22 protein-coding genes and 1 other RNA gene are annotated in these 24,638 nt (G+C 40.2%); 16 read left to right on the forward strand and 7 right to left on the reverse strand.

Annotated features, from left to right (window positions below; translation table 11 throughout):
• The first annotated feature begins 230 nt into the window (after nt 1–230).
• The 5 genes from EAH57_RS07815 to EAH57_RS07835 all read left to right on the forward strand — a co-directional run bounded on the left by EAH57_RS07815 (nt 231) and on the right by EAH57_RS07835 (nt 7,880).
• The gene (locus EAH57_RS07815; RefSeq protein ID WP_121929570.1) at nt 231–1,322 is read left to right on the forward strand and encodes an ATP-binding protein; all 1,092 of its coding nucleotides are present in this window, start codon (nt 231–233) and stop codon (nt 1,320–1,322) included.
• A 5-nt stretch (nt 1,323–1,327) separates the two neighbouring features.
• Complete coding sequence (locus EAH57_RS07820; RefSeq protein ID WP_121929571.1) at nt 1,328–3,856, forward strand: DUF5682 family protein; 2,529 nt, start codon at nt 1,328–1,330, stop codon at nt 3,854–3,856.
• Between the two features lie 299 nt (nt 3,857–4,155).
• The gene (locus tag EAH57_RS07825; protein ID WP_121929572.1) at nt 4,156–5,295 is read left to right on the forward strand and encodes a VWA domain-containing protein; all 1,140 of its coding nucleotides are present in this window, start codon (nt 4,156–4,158) and stop codon (nt 5,293–5,295) included.
• Complete coding sequence (locus EAH57_RS07830; protein WP_121929573.1) at nt 5,292–7,424, forward strand: hypothetical protein; 2,133 nt, start codon at nt 5,292–5,294, stop codon at nt 7,422–7,424. Before EAH57_RS07825 ends, EAH57_RS07830 begins: the two co-directional genes overlap by 4 nt.
• Nucleotides 7,425–7,679: 255 nt before the next feature.
• A complete protein-coding gene (locus EAH57_RS07835; RefSeq protein ID WP_005197717.1) occupies nt 7,680–7,880 on the forward strand; it encodes a hypothetical protein in 201 nt (66 codons plus the stop codon).
• Nucleotides 7,881–7,935: 55 nt separating this feature from the next.
• Here the strand turns inward: EAH57_RS07835 and EAH57_RS07840 are convergent, their stop codons facing one another.
• Nucleotides 7,936–8,322: a MerR family transcriptional regulator gene (locus EAH57_RS07840; RefSeq protein WP_005197715.1), complete on the reverse strand. Its 387-nt coding sequence runs from the start codon at nt 8,320–8,322 to the stop codon at nt 7,936–7,938.
• A 111-nt stretch (nt 8,323–8,433) separates the two neighbouring features.
• Here EAH57_RS07840 and EAH57_RS07845 point away from each other — a divergent pair, with 111 nt between their 5' ends.
• The 4 genes from EAH57_RS07845 to EAH57_RS07860 all read left to right on the forward strand — a co-directional run bounded on the left by EAH57_RS07845 (nt 8,434) and on the right by EAH57_RS07860 (nt 14,488).
• A complete protein-coding gene (locus tag EAH57_RS07845; protein WP_121929574.1) occupies nt 8,434–10,953 on the forward strand; it encodes a heavy metal translocating P-type ATPase in 2,520 nt (839 codons plus the stop codon).
• A 160-nt stretch (nt 10,954–11,113) separates the two neighbouring features.
• Entirely contained in the window at nt 11,114–12,367 is a 1,254-nt protein-coding gene (locus tag EAH57_RS07850) for a putative solute-binding protein (RefSeq protein ID WP_121929575.1), read from the forward strand.
• Nucleotides 12,368–12,874: 507 nt separating this feature from the next.
• Nucleotides 12,875–13,909 (forward strand): DUF6670 family protein, encoded by a 1,035-nt coding sequence (locus EAH57_RS07855; RefSeq protein ID WP_121929576.1) that lies wholly within the window; start codon nt 12,875–12,877, stop codon nt 13,907–13,909.
• Nucleotides 13,910–14,050: 141 nt separating this feature from the next.
• Nucleotides 14,051–14,488 (forward strand): SMI1/KNR4 family protein, encoded by a 438-nt coding sequence (locus EAH57_RS07860; protein ID WP_121929577.1) that lies wholly within the window; start codon nt 14,051–14,053, stop codon nt 14,486–14,488.
• Nucleotides 14,489–14,531: 43 nt separating this feature from the next.
• Here the strand turns inward: EAH57_RS07860 and ssrS are convergent.
• From ssrS to EAH57_RS07875, 3 genes are all read right to left on the reverse strand, one after another.
• Nucleotides 14,532–14,717: non-coding RNA, 6S RNA (ssrS, locus tag EAH57_RS07865), on the reverse strand.
• Between the two features lie 86 nt (nt 14,718–14,803).
• Nucleotides 14,804–15,091, reverse strand: coding sequence for a cell division protein ZapA (locus EAH57_RS07870; protein ID WP_004670486.1), 288 nt, complete (start codon nt 15,089–15,091; stop codon nt 14,804–14,806).
• Between the two features lie 2 nt (nt 15,092–15,093).
• On the reverse strand, nt 15,094–15,648 hold the full coding sequence (locus EAH57_RS07875) for a hypothetical protein (protein WP_004670487.1): 555 nt from the start codon (nt 15,646–15,648) through the stop codon (nt 15,094–15,096).
• Between the two features lie 66 nt (nt 15,649–15,714).
• Here EAH57_RS07875 and EAH57_RS07880 point away from each other — a divergent pair, with 66 nt between their 5' ends.
• The 5 genes from EAH57_RS07880 (at nt 15,715) to EAH57_RS07900 (ending at nt 20,788) form a co-directional block, all read left to right on the forward strand.
• Nucleotides 15,715–16,347, forward strand: coding sequence for a UPF0149 family protein (locus EAH57_RS07880; RefSeq protein ID WP_121929578.1), 633 nt, complete (start codon nt 15,715–15,717; stop codon nt 16,345–16,347).
• Nucleotides 16,348–16,416: 69 nt separating this feature from the next.
• Nucleotides 16,417–17,736 (forward strand): Xaa-Pro aminopeptidase, encoded by a 1,320-nt coding sequence (gene pepP, locus EAH57_RS07885; protein WP_121929579.1) that lies wholly within the window; start codon nt 16,417–16,419, stop codon nt 17,734–17,736.
• 186 nt (nt 17,737–17,922) lie between these two features.
• On the forward strand, nt 17,923–19,134 hold the full coding sequence (locus tag EAH57_RS07890) for an FAD-dependent oxidoreductase (RefSeq protein WP_121929580.1): 1,212 nt from the start codon (nt 17,923–17,925) through the stop codon (nt 19,132–19,134).
• A complete protein-coding gene (locus tag EAH57_RS07895) occupies nt 19,131–20,363 on the forward strand; it encodes an FAD-dependent monooxygenase (RefSeq protein WP_121929581.1) in 1,233 nt (410 codons plus the stop codon). The genes EAH57_RS07890 and EAH57_RS07895 overlap by 4 nt, the downstream gene beginning before the upstream one ends.
• Nucleotides 20,364–20,536: 173 nt before the next feature.
• Nucleotides 20,537–20,788: a hypothetical protein gene (locus tag EAH57_RS07900; protein ID WP_121929582.1), complete on the forward strand. Its 252-nt coding sequence runs from the start codon at nt 20,537–20,539 to the stop codon at nt 20,786–20,788.
• Nucleotides 20,789–20,892: 104 nt separating this feature from the next.
• Here the strand turns inward: EAH57_RS07900 and EAH57_RS07905 are convergent, their stop codons facing one another.
• Nucleotides 20,893–21,333: a MerR family transcriptional regulator gene (locus EAH57_RS07905; protein ID WP_121929583.1), complete on the reverse strand. Its 441-nt coding sequence runs from the start codon at nt 21,331–21,333 to the stop codon at nt 20,893–20,895.
• 61 nt (nt 21,334–21,394) lie between these two features.
• Here EAH57_RS07905 and EAH57_RS07910 point away from each other — a divergent pair, with 61 nt between their 5' ends.
• Nucleotides 21,395–22,033, forward strand: a complete 639-nt coding sequence (locus EAH57_RS07910; protein WP_121929584.1) for a cation transporter — start codon at nt 21,395–21,397, stop codon at nt 22,031–22,033.
• 60 nt (nt 22,034–22,093) lie between these two features.
• On the opposite strand, the gene EAH57_RS07915 is transcribed toward EAH57_RS07910, so the two are convergent.
• The gene (locus EAH57_RS07915) at nt 22,094–22,696 is read right to left on the reverse strand and encodes a LysE/ArgO family amino acid transporter (RefSeq protein WP_121929585.1); all 603 of its coding nucleotides are present in this window, start codon (nt 22,694–22,696) and stop codon (nt 22,094–22,096) included.
• 106 nt (nt 22,697–22,802) lie between these two features.
• On the opposite strand from EAH57_RS07915, the gene EAH57_RS07920 reads away from it, so the two are divergent.
• Nucleotides 22,803–23,693 carry a LysR family transcriptional regulator ArgP gene (locus EAH57_RS07920; protein ID WP_121929586.1) on the forward strand — a complete coding sequence of 297 codons (891 nt, stop codon included), beginning with the start codon at nt 22,803–22,805 and terminating at the stop codon, nt 23,691–23,693.
• A 92-nt stretch (nt 23,694–23,785) separates the two neighbouring features.
• Here EAH57_RS07920 and rsmI read toward each other — a convergent pair whose 3' ends face one another.
• The gene (gene rsmI / locus EAH57_RS07925) at nt 23,786–24,622 is read right to left on the reverse strand and encodes a 16S rRNA (cytidine(1402)-2'-O)-methyltransferase (RefSeq protein ID WP_121929587.1); all 837 of its coding nucleotides are present in this window, start codon (nt 24,620–24,622) and stop codon (nt 23,786–23,788) included.
• Nucleotides 24,623–24,638 lie beyond the last annotated feature (16 nt).

Consider the following 24,638-nt stretch of genomic DNA (forward strand, 5'->3'; position numbering starts at 1 on the left):
TATTTATAACGGAGTCTTGCTGTGTACTTATCTCATTGCAGAATATTTATTTTACTTTTCAAGGATGAAAAGTAACAAAAATCCTTTGTCGGACAGAGGGTACATCCCTGTAACCCCTGTCCAACGGGCGGCATCCATGCCGCCTCCACGATAGCTGACACTGGGATTAAAGACTTTTATAGTAGATTTAGGGAAATCTGATCAAGATTTTAAGAAGAAATGGTAAATATATGACCCAACAAAACATCATTAAACAAAGTGCTGAACAACGTTTTGCCGAGGAATTGGCAATTTTGACTGAGCAGGACAATGCCCCAAAACCACAAGGCTGGTTGCGTTCACCCAAAGCGGTGCGCCAATTTATTTTAGGTGATGACAAACTTGGAATTAGCCGTAAATTCTATGGTGATGATGCTTTGGTTGATCGTGCCATTGTGACTTTATTGGGTAAACAAGGCTTAATGTTAGTCGGTGAACCGGGTACAGCAAAATCCATGCTGTCTGAATTATTGGCGGCTGCGATTAGTGATAATTCAGGTTTAACCATACAAGGTACAGCGGGGACGACCGAAGACCATTTAAAATATTCGTGGAATTATGCCTTGCTACTAGCGGAAGGCCCAAATGAAAAGTCTTTGGTTGCATCACCTATTTACCAAGCAATGCAACAAGGCAAGATTATCCGTTTTGAAGAAATCACCCGTTGTCCACCTGAAATTCAGGACGTACTGGTTTCGTTGATGTCTGAAAAGACCATGATGATTCCAGAACTGGGTCAGCAGGGGCGAGTGTATGCCAAAGCAGGCTTTAATATTATTGCTACAGCAAACTTGCGTGATCGTGGCGTGCATGAGATGTCATCAGCATTGAAACGTCGTTTTAATTTTGAAACTGTGCGACCGATTGCTGACCCTATTTTTGAACGTGAGCTTGTACTAACTCAGTTGAAACAAGAGCTAGGCGATTTATCTGATCAGATTCAGATGTCTGATTCGGTGATTGATTTATTGGTCACGGTTTTTCAGGAATTACGTCAAGGCACAACTAAAGATGGTACTTCGATCAAAACCCCAGATGCCGTGATGTCTACAGCGGAAGCAGTGAATATTGCTTATGCAGCTGCTTTGGAGGGCTATTATCTCGGTGATAAATCGTTAAATGGGGCGGCGATTGCTCGTCAGTTGATTGGTGTGGTGTTAAAAGATAATACTGATGATGCTAAGCGGATGCGTTTCTATATGGACAATGTCGCGCGTGAACGTGCCAAACAGGATGCAACATGGAAGGCTTTTTTTGATGCAGGGAAGGCATTTTGGCAGTAATCAATATGACGATTCCAATACGGTTACAAAACGCCTTACAACAGCAAGCAGCTTTGGCAGAAATGGGGATTTATTTTTTACCCATTCGCCATCATAGTCCTGCCTGTGCCTATGCCACCTTACAGGCATTGCAACAATTACAGCCTCAGCATATTTTGATTGAAGCACCACGCTCATTTAATCGTTTGATTGCAGATTTGCAGCATATCGATAGTCGGCCACCCTTAGCTGTATTGTGTCAAACAGAAATTATTGAACAAAAAGCTGATGCTAAAAAAGAGGATATAGGTGAACAAAAACAAACCCGCACTGCCTATTTTCCATTCTGTGATTATTCGCCTGAATGGGTAGCGTTACGTTACGCACCGAAAATTAATGCCAATGTTGAATTTATTGATTTGGCTTGGACAAGTCAGGTGGTGCATGAACAGCAAAATGTTGCAGAACAAACATGGCAATCACGGAGTTTACTACAGGAACGTTATTTAGCGCATAGCCAATATTTACAGGCATTGGCGCATAAACTGCATTGCCGTAACCATGATGAACTCTGGGATCATTTATTTGAGTTAAAACCCAAACAGCAGATGCAGGACTGGCAAGCCTTTTTCCATGAGGTGTTGGTCTGGTGCGCCATGTCAAGATTGGATTACGAGGACAGTGTGTTAGAGGCTGATGCTTCCTTGATTCGTGAACAATGTATGTTGCACAGTATTTTAGAGTGCAATGCGCAGAAAAATGGCAAGATTTGTGTGGTCACAGGCGGTTTTCATACCTTGGCATTGATTGAAGAATTAGCTGCACAGTTATTAACGGAAAAATCAACAATCAATGAAAAACCAAGGAAAATAAAAAAATTAAAATCCGCGGATACAGAGGATCAATCTTGGTTGATTCGATATAGTTTTGATCGTCTCGATGCTTTAAATGGTTATGCGTCGGGAATGCCATCACCTGCATTTTATCAACATTGTTGGCAACAGCTTATTGATGATTCGCAAAATGAAATTGAACAAAGGCAAGCCTTAACCGTTGAGTTATTGTCTGATTTTTCCAAGCAACTTCGAGAGCAACAGATTTTAGACAGTAGTTTTATTACGGTGAAGAATGCCACTGAACAGGCGATGGGTTTGGCGGCTTTAAGGGGGCATCACCTGATTGGTCGTTTTGATTTGATCGATGCCTGTCAAAGCAGCTTTGTCAAAGGCAGTCTTGATGATGGGCAACAGGCATTTCAGCAATTGCTGCGGCAGATTCTCAGCGGGGCAAGTCTAGGGCAGGTGGTGCAATCGACACAGACACCGCCTTTGCTGGCGCAGGTCTATGAATTGGCAAAAGTTCATCGTTTTAAACTGGACGAAACCACGACCAAACGAACAAAACTGGATGTGTTTCGGAATGCGAAACATCGTTTGCGTAGTCGTTTTTTACATTTACTCGATTTTTTACAAGTCGGTTTTGCCAAGCCTGTCAGTGGACCTGATTTTTTAGGCGGTGGACGTTTACATTTGTTATTTGAAGAATGGGATTATGCGTGGACACCGTATGTTGAAGCACAACTGATTGAATTATCAGAATTAGGCAATGATTTAAATAGCATTGCAATACAGAGATTATTGCAACTGAAAGCGTCTTTCTCTCAGTCAGGGCAAGGACGATCTTCACATCTTGCCGTACAGCTTTTAATTCGTGCAGCATTGATGGGATTACAAAAACAAATCCCCATTTTATTTGCCGAAGTTGAACAATATTTACCCAATGACCCCGATTTAGATTCAGTGATTCAATGTGGGCAAAAATTGCTGAATTTATGGACAGGTAAAGATTTTCTGGCTTTTCAGCAACAACCTGAACTCAAGGCTTTATTAAGAAACGTTATTCCAACAGCCTTGTTTTTACTTTCCCAATTGGCAACACCACCTGAAGATCAGCAGCAACAGATTTTAAATCAACTGTTGCAATTGCGGAGTTTGGCGAAGCAAATTCAACGGATTATTGGTGTGAAAAGCAGTGGTGCAGAAACAGATTTATTAGCCCAGTTTTATCAAACTTTACAGCGATTACATGCCGACTGGCAGCAGCTTGATTTGTTGGCAGGTGCAGTAGATGCGTTGCGGTTTATTGATGGAAATTTATCTGAACATGAATTGCAGCAATCGGTTCAGCAACATTTCGGTATGGGAGCAAGTCCTGAATATGCAGTGGCTTATCTCGCTGGCATGATGCAAAGCGCACCAGAATTATTATTGCGTTATCCAATGATGGCACAGTTACTCAATCAATTGTTAGATCAATGGGATGATGCAGCCTTTGTCGCGATCTTGCCTGATTTACGCCAAGCTTTTACGCATTTTAAACCGAAAGAGACAGCGAATTTTGCAGAACAGGTGGCGCAATTGAATGGTGTTTCGAGCTTGGAAATTTCCCAATATAGCAGTGAGGTTTCTCAAGCTGAAATGTTGCAAGGGGTGCAGTTAAATCAGCAGCTACAGCAGTTTCTGGTTGAACAGAGTTTGATGAAATGGATAGGATAATATCAATCTTCAGAGTTAAATTAAAATTTATTTGCCTGAAAATTGGGTGATCAATGCCCCATTAATTAGGAATAAGCAGATGATTTTTGTATAGGCATCTGCCTTACTTTTGACTGGGCAAAAGTAACAAAACCCCTTTGTTGGACTGACGGTACGTCCTTGCTACCGCAGTCCAACGAGGCGGCATCCATGCCGCCTTTCACGATAATAAATGGAAATTTAGACTCAAATATTAATGGTTTTGATGAAGTTTTTATTGATTGAGAACATATCAGTAATTTTAGTACAGGATTTAAAAATTGGACGAGAATAAAATAAATCAAGACCTTTCTGCACGTTGGCGTTTAATTTTAGGACGTTATAGTGATCGTGCGCTGAATCAGGTTCAACTTGATACGGATCAATTGCGCCTAGAGCGAACATTAGACTATTTATATAACCGTGAATATGAACGACGTGGGCAGCTTGCAGGTGAGTCTCGTCATGGCTCACTGGATGATTCGCAATTAACTGCAATTAATTGGCTCAATAATGCTCGTAAACTCTTTCCGCAGAGTACTTTTGAACGAGTACAAACCCAAGCTGTTGAACGCTATCAACTGGACGCCTTGCTCAAAGACCCACAAAGTTTACGCAGTTTAGAACCGACACCACAATTGGCAAAAGCCTTGCTGACCATGCGTGGTCGTATGAATGCACAAACACGAGATGCTGTGCGTGACATTATAAAAACCGTAGTTGAGCAGATTGTGGCTCGATTAAAACCGAATTTTATCAATGCCATTCATGGTCGCCGGAACCGTTTTCGTCGTTCTCTGATAGCCAATAGCCAAAATTTTGATTGGCGCAGAACCATTCGGGAAAATCTAAAACATTATAATCAGGATATGAATAAGCTGATTATTCAGCAACCTTTCTTTAATGCACGAGTACAACGCCATTTACCATGGACAGTGGTGCTCTGTGTCGACCAAAGTGGCTCGATGATGAACTCCGTCATGTACAGTGCCATTTGTGCCAGTATCCTAGCCAGTTTGCCTGCGGTCAAAGTGCATTTGGTGCTGTTCGATACCAATATTGTCGATTTATCCCACATGGCATCCGACCCTGTTGAAGTGTTGCTGACGGTACAGTTGGGTGGTGGCACTGATATTGCTAAAGCAGTCAATTATTGTGAACGTTTAATTACCCAACCCCATCGCACCATTTTTACCTTGATCAGTGATTTTGAGGAAGGCGGGTCGGTGGCACATTTACTCAATGCAGTGAGTAGATTGCATAGCCAACAAGTGAAATTGCTAGGTTTGGCAGCGTTAGATGAACAGGCAAATCCTGTCTACGATATTCAAATGGCACAAAAACTCAATGAACGAGGCATGTCGGTGGCAGCTTTAACGCCTGAACATTTTGCTGAATGGATGGCAGAGGTGATGCAATGAGTTGGCAACAGCAATATTTAGCTTATGATCAAGACAGTCTTGCGACTTATGCCAATGCAGGGTTAGTGCGCCGTGCATTAAAGGATATTGAAGCAGAAAAGGTAGTGTTACGTACTGAGCAAGCTGGTCAAGTCAGCATTGAAAGTGACGGACAACAAGTTTGTTTATCTGCCACAGGTCTGGTCAATGCGGTGTGTTCTTGTCCTGCCACAGGTGCGTGTAAACATATTGTGGCAGCCGTATTATGGTTTCAAATGCATTGTCAGTCCAAAGTTGAATCCAATGATCAGGCTCAAGAAAATCAGATTTCTACTCATACAAATCAACCTGAAAATAATATAAATGAACAGATAAAAATCAATCCACTAGATGAAATCCTGTCAATAGACCTTGACCACATCGCTAAAAAAATAGGCAGGGCACAAGCCCAAAAAGCCATTAAATATGCTCGACTTTGGCAACAAGAACAGCAAACAGAGCAAAAACAACAAACTGAATTGTTTGAAGATGACTATCGTTTAAAGATTCGCATTGCGAGTGTCAATGAGGATATCAGCTATATAGCAGGTACAGGTTTTGCAGGCATGTTATCCAATCTGGAAAAAGATCAACCTGCTTACCATTTAGCTGCGCTGAGTGAAGTTCAAAGATTACAAGGTAAATCATGGGCAGCATTGCAGCTCAGTGAGGTCGAAAACCCAGTAATTTTAAGCGAAAGTGAGCGCCAGTTTATTGTTGAATTACAAGATGATTTAAATCAATTATTAGAATTTGGTTTGTCGCATGTCAATGATAGTACAGCTCGACAATTGCATTTACTCAATATGTCAGCACGTAGCGAAGCCTTACCACGATTGGCAGCCATGTTGAGACAACTCAGTGGTCAAGTCAGCCGTTTATTGCAACGGGATGAGCATAGTTCTGAGCAAGACACTTTACTGTATCTAGCGCAAATGCGTGCTTATCTCTATCAATTACAACAGGCTCAAGGCGAACAATTACTTTCCCTAAGAGGGAAAATCCGCCAGCAATACCAAGTCGATGAACAACAGTCTGATTTGGAATTACTTCCTCTAGGTGCGCGTTGGTGGCGTACTCAAGGTGGCGCAAGAGGACTGACGCTGTATTTTTCTGAATTAGAAAACGCTAAGACTTTTGAAGTCACGGTGGCACGGGCAGAAAATAATGACCCGAATTTTAATCGTTATAATGTGTGGTCACAGCATAGTATCTGGATGCTGACTGCTCAACAACTGATGCAGAAAACCGTATGTTTGCAACAACCACGTTTTGGTGAAGATGGACGGCTATCAGCATCGGGGCAAAGTCGCGCATTACCATTAAATAGCCTAAGCAAGATTGAAGATTTTGGCCTATATCAACAGATGGGTTTTAATCATTGGCAGACCGTACAACAGCATTGGCAACAACAAATGCAAACTGTAGAGGGGATTGATAACAAGATTTTATTAAATATTTCCCGTTATGATGCACCGCAAGTGGATGAAATCGAACAATGTCTATGGTGGAATGTCTATGATCAGCAAGGTTCTGTGATTCATTTACGTCTGGACTGGAAAACGCAGGAATTAGATAAAATTCGTCAGCTTGAACGTGTTTGTGGCCAAATGATTCAAGTTTCATCGATCTTTGCTCATGCTCGAATACAGGGACATCAACTGGTTTTATCACCAATCAGTTTACTGATCACTCAAAATGAGAAAACTCGACTGTTTCATCTAGATTTTGATCAATTGACTGAACCAAAAAAGACCTTAAAAGAAAGTCTGATTGGACGTATTGAACAATTAATGGCAAAGAAAAAACAGCAAGCAAAATTTGCTTCTACCCAAATCAGTTTGAGCCAAAAGGTATGTGAACCGATTTTAGAAGTATTACTCAGTCTTGCTTGTTCAGGGCGTTTGCAATTGAGTACTTCACAGATGGAAACGTTACAGCGGCATAGCCAACTGGCTCAGGACGCAGGGTTGAGTTTATTAGCTAAACAAATCGACTTGATTCTCGCTATCACACGATTGAATACAGATTTAATTTTACGGCTAGTTTATATCTGTGATTTAACACTAAGGATGCAAATTAATCTTCCCATACAGTTAAATACAGAATGATTGAGCTTTTGCAATTTACCTTTATGTATTCTTTTGCATAAATATGAATTTATGTGAACTGTTAGACAATATTTGTGTGGTTGGTCGAGAAATGATCTAAAATGTACAGCAAGAACGAACAGGTCGAGATGTCACTTTTATGAATGGCACTATGTTGTTTATCGCAAATTATTTAAAAACACTTTTGCAATATAAATGGCTGTTGGCTTGATCGTAATACGCAAGATTTGTAGAGCAATTTCGAAGGGGAAAGCTATGTTGGAATCGAGAAATCTAATCGTCCTAGATCAAACTCTTGTCTTAACGAAAGAGGGCAAACATGATTTAGTGTATGAAAATGACACGTTGCTTAAAGTAAAAATGATTTCAAATCAGCATATTGTTGTAGAAGATGATCAACAGACCAGTTTCGTATTAAAACAACAAGATGAAAATGTTGTTTGGTCTTTTTTCTAATGGATAAATAATATGTATCTTATGCTTGTATCTAGATATTTATCCTATTAAATATTTAATTTGATTTCTTAAGTTCTACCAATATCGGACAGCAATCATTTTCAGTACTTTTACAGTCATCTAACCAAGTTGCAAGACGTTGTTTGAGGCCTTGTAACTCCTGAATTCTCTCATCAATCTTGCTTAAACGTTGCTCGATGACCTGACGGACTTGGATACGATCGTCTAAATTTAAGGTCAATAATTCTTTAATTTCATTGAGTTGTAAGCCTGCATCTTTGGCTTTTTGGATGAAACTCAATGTCTCCAAATCTTGTTGATGATAATAACGATAGCTTTGCTTGGTTTCGGGCACGCGCATTAAACCAATCCGTTGATAATAACGAATCGTTTCGACATTGATATCACATGCCTTTGCTAATTTACCGATAGTAAGGTCCACGCTATGCTCCTAAAATCATGCATTTAAAAATCATTCTCAAAAGTGCTTGACTCTGTACCTAGGTACAGACTTTATCCTACACTTATCGAGTAATAAAAGATAGGTCGAACCATGACTCAACATGAGACTTCATCATGCTGTTCAAAAGACAAGCAAGTTAAAAAAAATGCTAGTGACGATGCTAAAACAGCGCAAGTAAATGAATCCGTCAAGGCTTCATCTTGTTGTGTACCTAAACCTAATGAACCAAAGAAAAGTTCATGTTGTGATTCTAAAACTGAATCACAACCTATTAAAGAACAAGTAAAAAAATCATCCTGTTGCGGTGGAGGACAAAGCCATCAACACCATGTAGCCGCCGATGGCCAAACCGAGATCGATCCAGTCTGTGGCATGTCAGTCAAGACCACGACTGATTTAAAAACGGAACATGAAGGGAAAACTTACTATTTCTGTAACCCATCTTGCTTAGAGAAATTTAAACATGATCCAGCGTTTTATTTAGTCCCTGTGGAGCAACGCCCAGTACCCGAAGGGGCAATGGATATGGATTATACCTGTCCAATGGATCCAGAGATTGTGCAAAAAGGGCCGGGTACTTGTCCGATTTGCGGTATGGCGCTTGAGCCGATGCAACCGACTTTAGATGAAGGACCAAATCCTGAACTGGTTGATTTTAGTCGGCGTTTTTGGACAACTTTGCCTTTAAGTTTATTGGTAATGATCTTAGCGATGGGCTCACATATTCACGCTTTTATCTCACCACATATTCAGCCATGGATTGAGTTGGTGCTCAGTTTACCTGTGGTGTTATGGGCAGGTTATCCGATTTTACAGCGTTGCTTAATCTCCTACAAAACTGGTCATCTCAATATGTGGAGTTTGATCGGTGTCGGTGTGTTCGCGGCATTTATTTATAGTGTGGTTGCAACAGTCTTTCCATCAGTTATTCCTGTTGAAGCCAAAACAGGGCATGGTGTCGCTGTATATTTTGAAGCAGCCTGTATGATTGTGTCTTTGAGTTTGCTGGGGCAGGTTCTTGAGCTAAAAGCACGTTCCCAAACGGCCAATTCATTAAAAGCACTGTTACGTTTACAACCTGCCAAAGCTAAATTGGTGCAGCACGATCAAGTTGCGGATGTTGATATTGCCATGGTCAAACAGGGCGATATTTTGCAAATCTCATCGGGTGAGCAAATCCCTTTAGATGGTGTTGTGGTTGATGGAAACACCTATGTCGATGAGTCGATGATGACAGGTGAACCTGTGCCTGTGAAAAAACAAAAAGATGATCAAGTCATTGGTGGAACGATTAATCAGCAAGGTTCTATTCGTATTCAAACGACTGCTGTCGGAACCAATACCACTTTAGCCAAAATGATTCAGACTGTAGCGGATGCACAACGTTCCAAAGCACCATTACAACGTATTGCAGATGTCGTGGCGAAATATTTTGTGATTGCGGTACTCACGATCAGTGTTTTGACCTTCATTGCATGGATGGTTTTTGGTCAAGCACAGTTTGATTTGGCTTTGATGTGTGCGGTAGCCGTTTTAATTATTGCCTGTCCATGTGCTTTAGGCCTGGCAACGCCAATGTCAGTGATGGCAACCACAGGTCGCGCAGCCCAAAAAGGGGTGCTATTCAAAGATGCTGAAGCGATTGAAGCATTAAGCAAAGTAAACACCCTGATTATTGATAAAACAGGCACACTGACTGAAGGTAAACCTAGTTTAAAAGAAATTCAGCCATTATCGACGACTTATACTCAGGCACAAATTGAACGATGGATTGCTTCGATTGAGCAATATTCCAGTCACCCCATTGCACACACTTTGACTAAATTGGTGGAAGCAAATCAGTTGCTCAATGTGGCTGATTTTGAAGATGTGACAGGTTTCGGTGTTAAAGGCAATATTAATGGCAAAACACTATATATTGGCAGTCAGAAATTGGTTGAGCAGCTTGATTTAACACTCAGTGAAGACTTAAGCAAAACGCTAGACCAAAAACGGTCGCAGGGCGATGTGATTAGCTTTCTGATGTCAGAACAAGAACTAATTGCTTATGTTTCGATTCATGATGCGATTAAACAAAATGCCAAAGCTGTGATTGATCAACTCCATGCAGATGGCGTTGAAGTGATTATGGCGACAGGTGATCATGAGAAAAATGCAAAAATGGTCGCTGATGCTTTAGGAATCAAGCAAGTTCATGGCAATCTTGATCCGAAGCAAAAACTTGAGATCGTCAAACTGGCGCAAGCGCAAGGCAAGATCGTCGCAATGGCAGGGGATGGAATTAATGATGCACCTGCGCTTGCACAGGCTAATGTTGGGATTGCAATGGGTACAGGCACTGATATCGCTAAACAAACGGCACAAGTCACCTTAGTCAAAGGTGATATGCAAGGGATTGGTCAAGCGCTGCATATGGCAAAACTTGGTGTAAGAAACATGAAGCAGAATCTTGCATTCTCTTTTGCTTATAATGGATTGGGTGTACCTGTAGCAGCAGGAATATTCTTCCCATTGACTGGGTTATTACTTACACCAATGTTTGCAGCAGTGGCGATGTCGCTGAGTTCATTGTCTGTTGTGGTGAATGCATTGCGCTTAAACCGCTCTTAAGCTTTCTCTTTTCATTGTTGTTAGTCCGCTGTCTGGTTTTAGAGCTAGACAGCGTTTTATGGGCTAATATGACTATTCTGCCCAAAGCTAAAGTCATTGGGTCAATTTTATTTGCGTGTGATTTGCTTAGTGTGAAATGATAATTCACAGGAGTGAAAAGATGTTTGTGCAACAACAAAAAAAACTGCAATACAACAACTGGATCCGATCATTCTCGCTTGCATCTACATTGGCAGCTTCATTGTTGATCTCATCTAGCTTATACGCTGCGCCAGCCGAGAAACTTGATCTCACTTTGTCTCAGCATTCGCAGAATAAAATCAAAACTTTGCTCAATGATCCAAAGATTTGGAAGCAGATTCCCAAACAAGTGACTTTATGTGTGTATTCACCGAATGGGGAACATGGTGAAGCATTTCAACAAGCCACCAGTTATATCAGTGAATTACCTCGTATTGTACGCATTGCTAAACAATATGGGGTCAATATGAATATTACTCGACCTTCCAATTTACAGCTCAAGATTGATCTGGACTATCCAAAATTAAAACAAAATGCATCGACCATGGTGACGCTCAAAGTCTATACTAATGAGGGGGTACTAACGGAGGACTTTCGCAGCAAACGTTGTGATGGTGCAGGGATTAGTAATTTAAGAGCAAGACAATTTAATCCGTTTGTAGGTAGTATTGATGCGATTGGTGCATTACAAAACTACAAGCAACTGACCTCAGTGATTCAATTATTAGCACATCCTAAATTTGATGACAAAATGATTAATCATGATTATGAAGTCGTGGGCGTTGTACCGCTTGGTGCTGCTTATATCATGGTGAGTGATCGAAATATTAATACACTTGCAAAAGCCGCTGGACGAAAAATCGCAGTATTCTCATTTGATCCAACGCAAAAGAAGTTGGCTCAAAATGTCGGAGCACAAGCCATTTCAGTGGATTTAGCAACGGTAGGACCTAAGTTCAACAATAGAGAAGTCGAAATCATGGCTGGCCCTGCGATTTTGTTTGATCCTCTAGAATTACATAAGGGCATGACGGATAAATCAGGAAAAATTGCAGGTGGGATTATTCGTTTTCCTGTTGTACAGGTTACAGGTACTTTGATCATGCATCGCAATAAATTCCCAGCGGGAATGGGACCGATTGCACGAGAAATCATCTCTAAACAGTTGCAGCCTGCATTTGATTTTGTAGATAAAATTGAAAAAGATATTCCTGAAAAATACTGGATGGATATTTATGAAAGTGAAAAACCTGGCTATATGCGACTGATGCGAGAAGCACGTATTCAAATGACCAAAGAAGGTTATTACGATAAAGACATGATGAAGTTACTGAAACAAGTCCGTTGTTCGCAGCAGCCGACGCATTATGAATGTGCATTGAAGGATGAGTGATTTTTATAGTCAGACAAATGCCTAAAATTCTGCGAAAAGAGTAGAGATTATTTATATATAAAATTTTATTCGCGAGCAGTTAGCTCATACGATTAACAGTAATGTAAATGTTGGGATATGCCATAAAGCTTTCTGAGGAGAGTTTTATGGCATTTTATTTAAGTGGTTTAGAGATTACACCATTCTTTTAAAGCATGAAATTATAGCAAGACTAAGCCATCCAATGTTCAAACCAGATTCGTCAATCGCTATGATAAATTCAAGTAAAATAAGAGATTAGCCAGTTTATTAATTTGACATTTTTGACATCAATTTGTCTTCCTCTTCGGTCAATTTTTTTATAGCTCTTTCTCTCATACTTAAAATATCTTGATAAATTCAAGATGATGTTAACCCTTTAATTCGTTTTATTTTTGGTCAAATTTGTACTACAAAGCATGTTAGACATAAAGATATATGGGAGGGGGTAGCTGAAATATTGAGTAGAGTTTAATAGAGGTTCTGAAAATGTCACGATTATTCCCAAAACAAATTATTGCTCCAAAACCATTGCATGAGATGATTGACTATTCAGGAAAAAGAAATGGTCGGCCTTTTGATGTCGAAACGGAAACGCATACACCTCAAGGAAAATATACTTGTGTTCACTATGGTGTGATGATTCCTAATCTCCCTGAGCCCTTTAATTTTTTGAACCTTTTGACTGTGGTTGGGCAACCTCGAGTTAAAATTTTTCGAAATGAACATTTAATTAAAACTTCAAGTATTGATACAGCAAATGTATTAATTGGTACAGCTATAGGAACAAAAGACTATTTTAAGGGCTATAGTATCAAAAATGACTGTGCTTTAGTAAGTAATGGTTCATCTTTATGTTTTGGTCGAGATTTAGTGTTAGAAGGCACTTATCCTAATTTTCATGTTTATCGTGAAGGGCATGAATTTAATTTTGATTTGAAAATCACTGCAACGGATAAAGTTGCAAACTTTGCTGAGTTAACTTTCGGTTTATATAATCATTGGGCTTTACTCTGCCAATATGAAGGTTATCTCGAATATCAAGGCAAGGAGACCCATGTCGAAGGTTTGTGTACCTATGAATATGCACGTGCAATAGATATCAACTTGCATATGAACTATTTTACGTATCATATTTTAAATATCGATGAGAAAACTCAGGTTCTTTTAGTTGAAGTACTTGGTCCATTGAATCTTGTCTTACAACGCCGTGTGTATATTCGTGCGATTGATGATCATGGAAGTATACATTCTGAAGATTTTAAATTAGAAGTTCATGAGTTTGAATCACAACGTTCTATAACACCTAATGGTTTATCGATGCGTTTGCCTAGAACTTTTTCATGGAGTGTTAATGATGAAAAAGGAAAGCTTTTAATTTGTATTGATGGTGTAGCAAATGGCGATTTTAAGTATGGTATGGCTGGTGGTTATGCAGGAAGTTATCAATATAAAGGTACATTTCGAGGTCAAGCAGTAGAAGGTATAGGTTATATTGAATATCTTGATACGCGGACAAAGTAATCTAAATCATGCAACCTCAGCAAGCATTAATGAAATATCAACAGATACTAATTTAATCATAAGCCTAATGTCTAAAGAATTGATCATAAAAGTTGCAGAAATGATTTATCTTATGAGAGATATTCTTTTATAAGGTAGATCATGAGTATTATTCTTGAACTCAAAAATAAACTACAAAAACAGAAGATAGGCTTGAATAGGCCTGCAACATGGCAAGAAGTTTTGGCTTTTGGATATAAGTATCAAGTTAAATTATCACCAATTTTAAGAGCGTACTTCTTAGAGTTTAATGGTATAGCTAACCGAGATATGGATGATAACTATTTTACATTTTTATCGCTAGCTGAATTTAGATCAGTGGAAAGTATTTCAACAAATAGTGATTCAGATAAGCTTTTATATCCTAACTGTTTTGTATTTTCAGATTATTTAGTGTGGTGTTGGGGATATGCAGTGCAACTAGATCAAATAGGGTCTGATGGTGTTGTATATCAAGTAGCAAGTACGCCTATGAGAAAAGTTGCAGATTCATTCACAGGGTTTTTACAACAATATCTGATTGATAGTGATGAAATATGATAAGAGAAAAACTGTGGTGCAGAGGGATATTTAGAAAAATATAAAACACTCCAGAGATGCCGCTGCATGTCGTTACCCTTGAACCCTAAAGTTCAAGGTGGAGGGCGCCGCATACTTGCTGGGTTTTCTGCACGGGGCAGACATACACTCTAAATATACAGAACACCATCCTAAAGTGATGATATCGGCTCAGGGGAATCGGACCCGCTGGCGAACATCCTAGAGATAGACTTAGTATAACTGATCTTGACCTGATGACAATGTTTGCATGTAAAGATACTTACTAATTGATGAGGCTTTGTGCAATCACCATGTTTATTGAACAGTTTGCTCTACATCTTCCAAAATCGTTTGGAGTAGATGTTCACAGTGTGCGTATTGCTGTAAAGATTTATTTAAAGCAAATACTTCCTGAGCCATTTGTAGTGCAACCATAATGACTAACTTATTGTGTTCTACACGTGGCGCACTTCGACGCATGTCATGAAATTTTTGATTGAGCAATTCAGCAGCGCGTTCTAACTCTTCACGCTTATCTTCAGTCGTATTTAAGCGAAAAGTCTGTTCAATTAAACGTAGTTCAACAACGATAGGTTCACTCATGATTAAGATTCCTCGTGAGTTTCAGCAATCGGGTGAGCAAGCTGCTGAATTTCTTGTGCATGTTGATCTTGTGCTGTGCCTAAAATTGCGAGACGTTGAATAATTGCTTCAACTTTAGCCTTCGCTAATTCATTTTTTTGTAATAAGCGGTCACGATCTTGTTGTAGATCTTGGATTTCTTGCTGATTATTACGTTGTTGCGCTTGTAACTTTTCTTTCATTACGCGCAAATCATTACGCTCCGCCAAGATTTCTTGGAAGCGGTTTTTTAAATCAGTGGTACTTTTCTCTAAACGGCTATAGCGTTCAGCTAAAGTTGTTGCATCATTATTCAGTTGTTTAAATTGATCTTGTAACTGAGTCAGTTGTTCAGTTAAGTTATCAACTTCATCCTGTTTTTGCGTGATGATGCTATTCTTCTGCACAATTTGTGCATGATGTTCAGTTGCAGCTAATTGTTTAGCTTCAGTAAGCGATGTGTTTTCTCGCTCTATATGGCGTAGGCGTGTTTTTAATACGCCAATATGCGCTTGTAGACGCTGTAATTGTTCTAACATAACGAAGGTCGCACAGAGTTGCAATCAAAGGTAATATATACAGCAGTATAGAGGTTGGATAAACGAATGCAAGACGATATTTCAGGTTGGAACGAATGGAATGCTCATTTTCAAGGGATTGAAGAGATTTCAAGCCCAAGTGAGTTACATGGATTACTAACAGGTATAGTTTGTGTGACACAAGCGCCGACAACTGATGAATGGTCACAAATCTTAAACACCTTAAATGTACCTGCTTTAACCGCTGAAGCATTACAAAGTTTGACTGATGAGGCAGATGACGTATCGCATGCCTTATCTGATGATGAACTGGATTATTTACCAATGTTGCCAGATGATACCCATGTGCTCGAAGAGCGTGTTACTGCATTAGCAGATTGGTGTGCAGGGGTCGTATTAGGTTTTGGTTTAGCTTGCGGTCGTATTCGTGGAGATGAACAAGAGCTGATTGAACATTTACAAGAAGTTGCAGCCGTTGAGTTTGAAGATTCAGATAATGATGAAGAAGGTGAAGAAAGTTATCTGGAACTGTATGAATTCGTGCGTCTAATTCCTGTCAGTTTATCTATCGGTCGTACAAAAACGCCTGTGGCTGAAAGTTCTTTGTTACAAAACTTTCATGCGAAAAGCAGAAACCAAGATACCGCAGTTGATCCGCAAACAGTCGTTGAAATGTTTACCCCACATCGTCCGAGTTAACTCGGGCGCTGCCTTGAAACTTTATCATTAAAGATACTTACAATCCTTCATCTTCATCAGTAGGGCGATATGAAACTCAATCAAGCAGATTTTAAACAACGCCGCGATCTTCTCGCTGAGAAAATGGGCAGTAATAGCATTGCCGTGATTGCGACCCGAGCAGAAATGTATCGTAATCGTGATGCTGATTATAAATATCGTGCAGACAGTAGTTTTTATTATCTCACTGGATTTGCAGAGCCAGAAGCAGTTGCCATTATTGAAACCTTTGAAGAAGGTGAAGAATATAGCTATAGCCTGTTCTGTCGTGAACGGAACCGTGAAATGGAAATCTGGAATGGCTATCGTGCTGGAGTCGACGGTGCAATTGAAATCTATGATGCAGATGAAGCTTATGCAATTGATTTATTAGATGAAGAAATTATCGAGAAGTTGTTAAATAAACAGCGTCTTTACTATCGTATGGGGCAAAATGCTGAATTTGATGCGAAAGTAAGCCAATGGATTCAGAAAGCTGATGCACAACAGCGTCGCGGCGGTACTGCACCTGCTGAAATGATCCAACTTGATCGTATTGTGGATGAAATGCGTCTGAAAAAATCAGCGCAGGAAATTGAGCTGATGCAGATCGCATCGAATATCAGCGCAGAAGCCCATACCCGTGCCATGCAAACGGTTAAACCTGAGATGATGGAATACGCACTCGAAGCGGAACTGAATTATATCTTTGGAAAAAATGGTTGTATGCCTGCGTACAATAGCATTGTGGGTGGCGGTGAAAATGCCTGTATTTTGCATTACGTTGAAAATAATAAGCCGTTAAAAAATGGTGATCTGGTTTTAATTGATGCGGCTTGTGAGTATGAATGCTATGCCTCAGACATTACCCGTACATTCCCTGTAAATGGTAAATTTAGTCGAGAGCAAAAAGCACTTTACAATATTGTTTTAGATGCCCAGCTTGCTGCAATCGATGCCACCCGTATTGGCAATAATTATAAATATCCGCATGAAGTCGCTGTAAAGATTTTAACTCAAGGTTTGGTTGATCTTGGTCTACTCAATGGTGATGTAGATGAGTTGGTTGAAAGCGAAGCTTTCCGTCAATTCTTCATGCATGGGACAGGTCATTGGCTCGGTATGGATGTGCATGATGTAGGTGCCTACAAAACAGGCGAAGACTGGCGTGCTTATGAAGCAGGTATGGTGGTCACAGTTGAGCCGGGCTTATATGTTGCACCAGATGATGAAACGGTTGATGCCAAGTGGCGCGGTATCGGTATTCGTATCGAAGACGATATTGTCGTGACGGAAAATGGACCATTGGTTCTAACCAAAAATGTGGTGAAAACCGTTGAGGATATTGAAAGCTTGATGGCGGGTCATTAGTTTGATATTTATCAAAGAGGCTTATCAATTGATAAGCCTCTTTGTTTTCTTGGATATACAAAACAACTTTTGAAGATCATTTATAAAAACACAGACCAAACAAAGTACAAATTCCCTTCCTGAGTTGAGTTAGAGTAAGATAGTCCCGAAACGTCAAATCATGAAAAACTGATAAGGAATAATATTATGCAGCAACAAGTCATCATTGTCGGTGGGGGTATGGTTGGACTCAGCCTAGCCTTAATGTTGGCAAAATCTAATATCGAGGTAAAGCTATTAGAAGCTGTGAAATATCCAAATTACGATGACGAAAACCTTGCGCCTTATCATTCTAGTTTTGATGCAAGAAATACTGCATTGTCACGCCGTAGTGTGCAGATTTACCAAAAACTAGGTTTGTGGGATGCCTTGCAACAACATGCAACGCCAATTCTTCAAGTCCATATCACTGAACAGGGCAGCTTTGGTAAGGCACGCTTAGTTGCAGAACAAGAAAAAGTAGAAAGCTTTGGACAAGTGATTGAGAACGCTTGGCTTGGTCGAGTATTGTTGACTCAAGTCCGTCAACACCCATTGATTGAATTGATTGATGGTGTGCAAGTCACTTCCTTGATCCAAGATGCAGATCATGTACACATTGAAGCCATGCGAAACGGCGAATATATCCATTCATTGAAATCAAAATTAGTGATTGCTGCGGATGGTCGTGATTCATTCTGTCGTCAAGCGATTGGTGTGGGGGTGGATGAACATGATTATGATCAAGTTGCGATTGTCACCACCGTACAAACCTCTAAACCACATCAACAAGTCGGTTTTGAACGGTTTAGTGCGTTAGGACCGTTGGCACTCTTACCTTTACCAGGTGAATACCGCCGTTCTGTGGTGTTTCCTGTGAAAAAGGGCACAGAACAGCCATTTTTAGGTGAGGAAAATGCTCAATATTTCCTTGATACCTTGCAACACACCTATGGTGATCGTGCTGGGAAGTTTGAAAAAACTGGGAAACGTTTCTGCTACCCATTGTCACAAGTCTTAGCGCATAAACAAGCTGTTGGACGAGTGGTGTTGATGGGCAATGCGGCACATACCATTCATCCTGTTGCAGGACAAGGTTTTAACTTGTGTTTACGTGATGCTGATGTCTTAGTTCGCTTCTTAATGGAACAATTGGCGAAGTCTGATGATATTGGTCAGCCAGATAATTTACTCGCTTATGAACAAGCGCGTTTAAAAGATCAGCAACGTGTGATTAAGTTCTGTGATTCCGTGGTGCGTGGTTTTAGCAATCAAAATCCAATTTTAAAATTAATACGTAATACAGGATTGGTTGCCTTTGACGTGATTCCGGGAATTAAGCCGTTGGTTGCCAATTATGCAATGGGGCTGAAAGCATGAGTGAAATTTTAGATGTGGTCATTGTCGGAGGTGGCTTGGTTGGTGGCTTAACAGCTTTGCTATTGGCGCAAGGAGGCGTGCAAGCCACAGTATTGGACGCTGCGCCAGTACTTGATCAAGAAAAAACACTTGCGGTGATGAATCCTCGGGTACTAGCACTCAGTCAAGCCACTATTCATTTACTGAAAACGGTTAATGTGTGGGATGATTTAGCACGTCAAATGCCATATTCAGGCATGCAAGTCTGGAATAAAAATGGCTATGGTGAAATCAATTTTGGACATGCATCTGAGCAACCACCACAACCTGATCAAGCTTTAGGTTCGATGGTGGAGCCAAGTGTCCTGAATGTTGCGATTCAACGAAAGATGCTACAGCAACTCAAAGACTACCGTACCCAAGTTAAAGTGATTCGGATCGAGCAAATTCCGCAAGGTTGGTCGATTGAATTGGCTGATGGGACTACGCTTAAAACCAAATTATTAATTGGCGCAGATGGTGCGAACTCATTTGTGCGTGAACAGGCTTATATCGATTTAGATGTACTGGACTATCAACAAGCTGCGATCAGTTGTGCGATTAAAACAACACAACCCAATCACTATGTGGCACGTCAAATTTTCTTGCCGACTGGGCCTCTGGCTTATTTACCAATGGCAAGTCTTGATGCCCAAGAAAATGGCTATTGGCAGTCGATTGTGTGGACTTTGCCTGATGATTATGCCGATGAATATTCAGCATTCTCTGACCAAGAGTTTATGCAATTGCTGACTCGAGAAAGTTTACAAATGCTTGGTGAAGTGGTTGAAGTACGTTCACGCGCGCAGTTTCCACTCAAAGCTCGCGCTGCACAGCGCTACATTAAATCAGGCTTGGCATTGATTGGGGATGCAGCACATGTGATTCATCCTTTAGCTGGGCAAGGTGTCAATATTGGTTGCTTAGATGCAGCGGTGCTTTGTGATGTTTTGCTGCACGATCTAAAACGTGGTGTGTGGGCAAATGAGCAGACTTTGTTACGTTACGAACACCAACGTAAAGGGCAGAACGACGCCATGATGCACAGCATGTCTGCGATTGGTTGGTTGGAAAGTTCTGAGTTATTTCCGTTCGTGTGGGCGAGAAACTTTGGTTTAAAACAGGTCGAACAATTCGATTGGTTTAAAGATCGTTTTATGCAGCAAGCGAATGGTTTAAAGACCTTACAAGCAACGCGATATGCTTGCTAAAAAATAGTAGATATTTTTTAAACAATCATTTATAAATCAGAGTGAATTTGGTCGAAAAAAACACGATTTAACAAATATTGTGCTTTGCGAAATGATGAGAGCTTGTTAAATTTCACCAAGTTCTGATGACCAAATAACGATGATGAAAGATCAGTCATTGTGGGGAGAGTAATATGACGGAAATGAATGATTACGACGAAAACACAGAAGACTCTGCTGTTGACGATGATGAGGCAAAAGCTGCCGAAAATGGTGCAGATAGCGAAGAATCTTCTGCTGCCAATGATATTGATCTTGCCGAAGCAGAAAGCTTAACCGTGACTGCTAAGCAAAAACAACGTCAAGCATTAGAAGATGAAGTTGCTGCATTTTTGGCACGTGGCGGGCGAATTGTTGAAGTTCCACCAGACGAACACGAAGATTAAGTTTTTATCTCCCTTGTGCTGTGGTTCACACAGTGCACCCAATCCCAATTACAGTGGGACTCCTCCCTTTCAGAAAGGGAGGTTGGGAGGGATTTCAATAGATATTATGCTTTCTTGTGTTGATGCGATTCATGTTCACACTCAAGGGGATGATTTAATTCTTTTAAAATCCCACATTGTTCAATGGTGCGATGCTGTGAACATTGCTGTTTGAGATGGGTTAAATCTTGCTTTAGATGTTCTAGATTCTTAATTTTTTGGGAAACCTCTGCAAGGTATTGATCAATGAGTTGATCGACTTCTTTACATGTTTGATTTGGACTTTTTGCTAAATCTTTTAACTTTTGAATATCCTGTATGGTGATTCCGAGCTCTCGGCAATGTTTAACGAAAAACAAATCCGAAAGTATCTGTTCAGAATAATAACGATAATTTCCTGAGGTGCGTTGTACTTTTTCTAAAAGCCCAATTTTTTCATAATAACGAAGTGTATCTACAGATACGCCTGACTTTTTTGCTAATTGTCCAATTGTAAAATTTACCATGCTTGACTCTGGAGTTACTCAAGGGTTTTAAATTACTATAAAACATAGTGTGAGAAAAGTCATGGCAGGATGTGGGTGTAATACAGCTCCTTCAACGCAAATCATTAGTCCAAAGTTTAGAAAAGCATTGTGGATCGCTTTATTGCTAAATGCATTGATGTTCTTTGTGGAAATTATTGGTGGTTCTCATGCACGTTCAGTTGCTTTATGGGCAGATGCGCTGGATTTCGCTGGTGATGCTGTAAACTACGCAATCTCTTTGGCCGTGCTCTCTATGAGCTTGTATTGGAGAGCAACTGCGGCATTACTTAAAGGGATTACCATGGCAGCATTTGGGCTGTTTGTAATCGCTAAAGTGCTTTGGTCATGGTGGCTGGGTGTTGTTCCTGAGCCGATGTTGATGGGCGTAATTGGTATGCTTGCATTGATTGTAAATGTAAGTGTCGCTTTGATGCTTTATGCATTCCGTGAAGGTGATGCCAATATGCGTTCAGTTTGGCTTTGTAGCCGTAATGATGCGATTGCGAATTTAGCGATTATTATTGCCGCAGTTGGGGTATTTGGAACTGGAACGATGTTTCCTGATTTAATCGTGGCATTTATTATTGCCTATTTGGGTGTATCTTCTGGATATTCTGTGATTAAACAGTCGCTTCGAGAAAGAAAACAGTCAAAAGTGGTGATGGGTCATAATGTATAAATCAATTTAGTCAGCAAAAAAGTATCATATCGACATGATACTTTTTTACTTCGAAATGAATTAGAGCAGTAGTGATGCTGCAATACTCCACATCATACAGCCGATCAGAAAATCTAAAACTTTCCAAGCTTTTGGATTGCTAAATAGCGGTTTTAAGAGCCTTGAGCCATACCCTAAACTAAAAAAGAAAATCCATGAAGCCACAATACTCCCGAGCGCAAAACTGATTTTGTCTTCAAATTGAGTCGCCACTGATCCAATAAGCACGATGGTATCTACGTAAACATGTGGATTTAACCAAGTAAAGGCGAAACCCGTTAAGAGTACCTGAGTCAAAGTCTGTTGATGGTTACTATCAAGTTGCATACTTTGGGTGGATTTAAATGCGCCATAAAAGGCTTTAGCGCCGTAAACCAATAAGAAAGTCGCACCTAAATATTTGGCGACTGTAATTAACAGCGGTGATGCCTTCATCAATTCAGCAAAACCCAAAACACCAAGTGCAATTAAGATGGAATCAGAGAGTGCGCAAAGTAAGCACAACCAGAATACGTATTGTTGCTTGAGCCCTTGTTTGAGGACAAATGCATTTTGAGCGCCAATTGCAACAATGAGGCCGCTGCCAATACCAAAACCTTTCATAAAAACGCTAAGAGAGAGCATAACAATAAAACGAAAAAATCAGATGTGAGAATTATCTGACTTTTAAATACAAAATAAGTAAAATTAAGAATATTTAGGTTTGGCTAAAAATAATTTAGGTTTGTCTATGTTAGATAGTAAGCAATGTGAAGCCTTTCTTGCAGTTGCAGAAGCAGGAAGTTTTGATGCTGCTGGCGAGCAATTATATATTACGCCTTCCGCCGTCTCGTTACGTGTACAGGCCTTAGAGAAATATTTAGGTCAGATTTTAATTATCCGTGGCCGACCAAGTGTGCTCACCAAAGCTGGGAAAACCTTATTGCAGCATTTACGTCATACGCGGCTCATGGAACAAAATCTTTTACAAGGTTTGATGGGGAAAACATCTGACTCCGAATTTTATAAGATTGCGTTGGCTTCAAATGCAGACTCATTAGCAACTTGGCTTTTGCCAAGTATTCAGCCCACACTGTTTAAAGAAAAAATCGTATTAGAATTAAAAATTGACGACCAGTCGCATACGCACACGTTATTAGAAACAGGACAGGTCAATGCCTGTATCTCTGCGGAAGAGCAGGTCATGTCAGGTTGCTTGGCTCAGCCATTAGGCAAAATGCGTTATAAAATGTTGGCTTCTGCAGATTTTGCTGCGTATTGGTTTCGACAGGGAGTGAATAGGGAAAGCTTAAGAAAAGCGCCCGCGGTGATTTTTAACCATAAAGATCTGATGCACTCAGAGATGCTATTAAAGTGTTTCGGATTGCCAATGCAAAGTTATCCTTATCATTTTATACCTTCAACAGATGCATTTGTGAAAGCAATTCAACTCGGTTTAGGCTTTGGAATGGCACCTGAAATTCAGGTTCAATCTTTATTAAGCAGTGGTGCATTTGTAGAGATCATGCCAGAAGCTCAACTCGACATACCTTTATATTGGCACCACTGGAAACGGCAGTCTAGACAACTTGATATCTTGACCGAAACGATTGTTCAGGCAGCTAAAAAATTATTGATATAGTTGTTCGGGATTTTCTATGAAATCTATGATGTTGTATGTGGGATGCAAGGTAATGCTATGCAGTGTTCATTACCTTGCATGAATTGACATAACTAAGCTTGGGTCAACTCCAAAGCACGTTGATAAGCAACTTTCTTTTTAATCCCTGTTAAATCCGCAGCCAATTGTGATGCAGCTTTAACTGAGAGATCTTGCAATAAACGCTTGAGTAACTCGTCTAATTTTTCTTGCTCCATGTCTTTAACTTCTAATGCTCCACCAACAACAACGACAATTTCGCCTTTTTGTTGGTTGTGATCATTTTCAATAAAACTGACCAATTCTTTGAGGGTCATTTTTTTGATGGTTTCAAAGGTTTTGGTAATTTCTCGTGCAAAACCAACGGGTCGATCTTCACCAAAGACCTGAGCCATATTTTTAATACTGTCTAAAATTCGATGCGGCGCTTCATAGAAAATCAAGGTTTGCGTTTCATTTTTAAGTTTTTCGAGTTGGCTGATGCGTTGCGATGCCTTTGATGGTAAAAACCCTTCAAAACTAAAACGATCACTTGGTAAACCAACTGCACTTAAAGCAGCAATAGCCGCACATGCACCTGGTACAGGAATAACGCGAATACCGTGTGCTTGCGCAGCACGAACCAATTTAAAACCGGGATCACTAATAAGGGGCGTGCCAGCATCACTGATTAAAGCAACTGATTCGCCTTTTAACATTTTTTGGAGAAGTTGATCAATTTTGTTACTTTCGTTGTGATCATGACACGCCGTAAGCGGAGTTGCGATATTATAGTGCTTGAATAACTGAGCAGATTGACGAGTATCTTCTGCTGCAACCACCGAGACGGATTTTAAAATATCGATTGCACGGAAAGTCATATCATCCAAGTGCCCAATCGGGGTTGCTACAACAAATAATTGAGCACTCATAAAAGGTAACTCCATA

This window comes from Acinetobacter sp. 2JN-4 (assembly GCF_003687745.1).
GTDB lineage: Bacteria > Pseudomonadota > Gammaproteobacteria > Pseudomonadales > Moraxellaceae > Acinetobacter > Acinetobacter halotolerans.

What these genes read in the sequence shown, in the direction of transcription:
- EAH57_RS07815 (WP_121929570.1), top strand. Translation starts at nt 231, where the DNA reads ATGACCCAACAAAACATCATTAAACAAAGTGCTGAACAACGTTTTGCC.
- EAH57_RS07820 (WP_121929571.1), top strand. Translation starts at nt 1,328, where the DNA reads ATGACGATTCCAATACGGTTACAAAACGCCTTACAACAGCAAGCAGCT.
- EAH57_RS07830 (WP_121929573.1), top strand. Translation starts at nt 5,292, where the DNA reads ATGAGTTGGCAACAGCAATATTTAGCTTATGATCAAGACAGTCTTGCG.
- EAH57_RS07835 (WP_005197717.1), top strand. Translation starts at nt 7,680, where the DNA reads ATGTTGGAATCGAGAAATCTAATCGTCCTAGATCAAACTCTTGTCTTA.
- EAH57_RS07845 (WP_121929574.1), top strand. Translation starts at nt 8,434, where the DNA reads ATGACTCAACATGAGACTTCATCATGCTGTTCAAAAGACAAGCAAGTT.
- EAH57_RS07850 (WP_121929575.1), top strand. Translation starts at nt 11,114, where the DNA reads ATGTTTGTGCAACAACAAAAAAAACTGCAATACAACAACTGGATCCGA.
- EAH57_RS07855 (WP_121929576.1), top strand. Translation starts at nt 12,875, where the DNA reads ATGTCACGATTATTCCCAAAACAAATTATTGCTCCAAAACCATTGCAT.
- EAH57_RS07860 (WP_121929577.1), top strand. Translation starts at nt 14,051, where the DNA reads ATGAGTATTATTCTTGAACTCAAAAATAAACTACAAAAACAGAAGATA.
- EAH57_RS07870 (WP_004670486.1), bottom strand. Translation starts at nt 15,091, where the DNA reads ATGAGTGAACCTATCGTTGTTGAACTACGTTTAATTGAACAGACTTTT.
- EAH57_RS07875 (WP_004670487.1), bottom strand. Translation starts at nt 15,648, where the DNA reads ATGTTAGAACAATTACAGCGTCTACAAGCGCATATTGGCGTATTAAAA.
- EAH57_RS07880 (WP_121929578.1), top strand. Translation starts at nt 15,715, where the DNA reads ATGCAAGACGATATTTCAGGTTGGAACGAATGGAATGCTCATTTTCAA.
- pepP (WP_121929579.1), top strand. Translation starts at nt 16,417, where the DNA reads ATGAAACTCAATCAAGCAGATTTTAAACAACGCCGCGATCTTCTCGCT.
- EAH57_RS07890 (WP_121929580.1), top strand. Translation starts at nt 17,923, where the DNA reads ATGCAGCAACAAGTCATCATTGTCGGTGGGGGTATGGTTGGACTCAGC.
- EAH57_RS07895 (WP_121929581.1), top strand. Translation starts at nt 19,131, where the DNA reads ATGAGTGAAATTTTAGATGTGGTCATTGTCGGAGGTGGCTTGGTTGGT.
- EAH57_RS07900 (WP_121929582.1), top strand. Translation starts at nt 20,537, where the DNA reads ATGACGGAAATGAATGATTACGACGAAAACACAGAAGACTCTGCTGTT.
- EAH57_RS07905 (WP_121929583.1), bottom strand. Translation starts at nt 21,333, where the DNA reads ATGGTAAATTTTACAATTGGACAATTAGCAAAAAAGTCAGGCGTATCT.
- EAH57_RS07910 (WP_121929584.1), top strand. Translation starts at nt 21,395, where the DNA reads ATGGCAGGATGTGGGTGTAATACAGCTCCTTCAACGCAAATCATTAGT.
- EAH57_RS07915 (WP_121929585.1), bottom strand. Translation starts at nt 22,696, where the DNA reads ATGCTCTCTCTTAGCGTTTTTATGAAAGGTTTTGGTATTGGCAGCGGC.
- EAH57_RS07920 (WP_121929586.1), top strand. Translation starts at nt 22,803, where the DNA reads ATGTTAGATAGTAAGCAATGTGAAGCCTTTCTTGCAGTTGCAGAAGCA.
- rsmI (WP_121929587.1), bottom strand. Translation starts at nt 24,622, where the DNA reads ATGAGTGCTCAATTATTTGTTGTAGCAACCCCGATTGGGCACTTGGAT.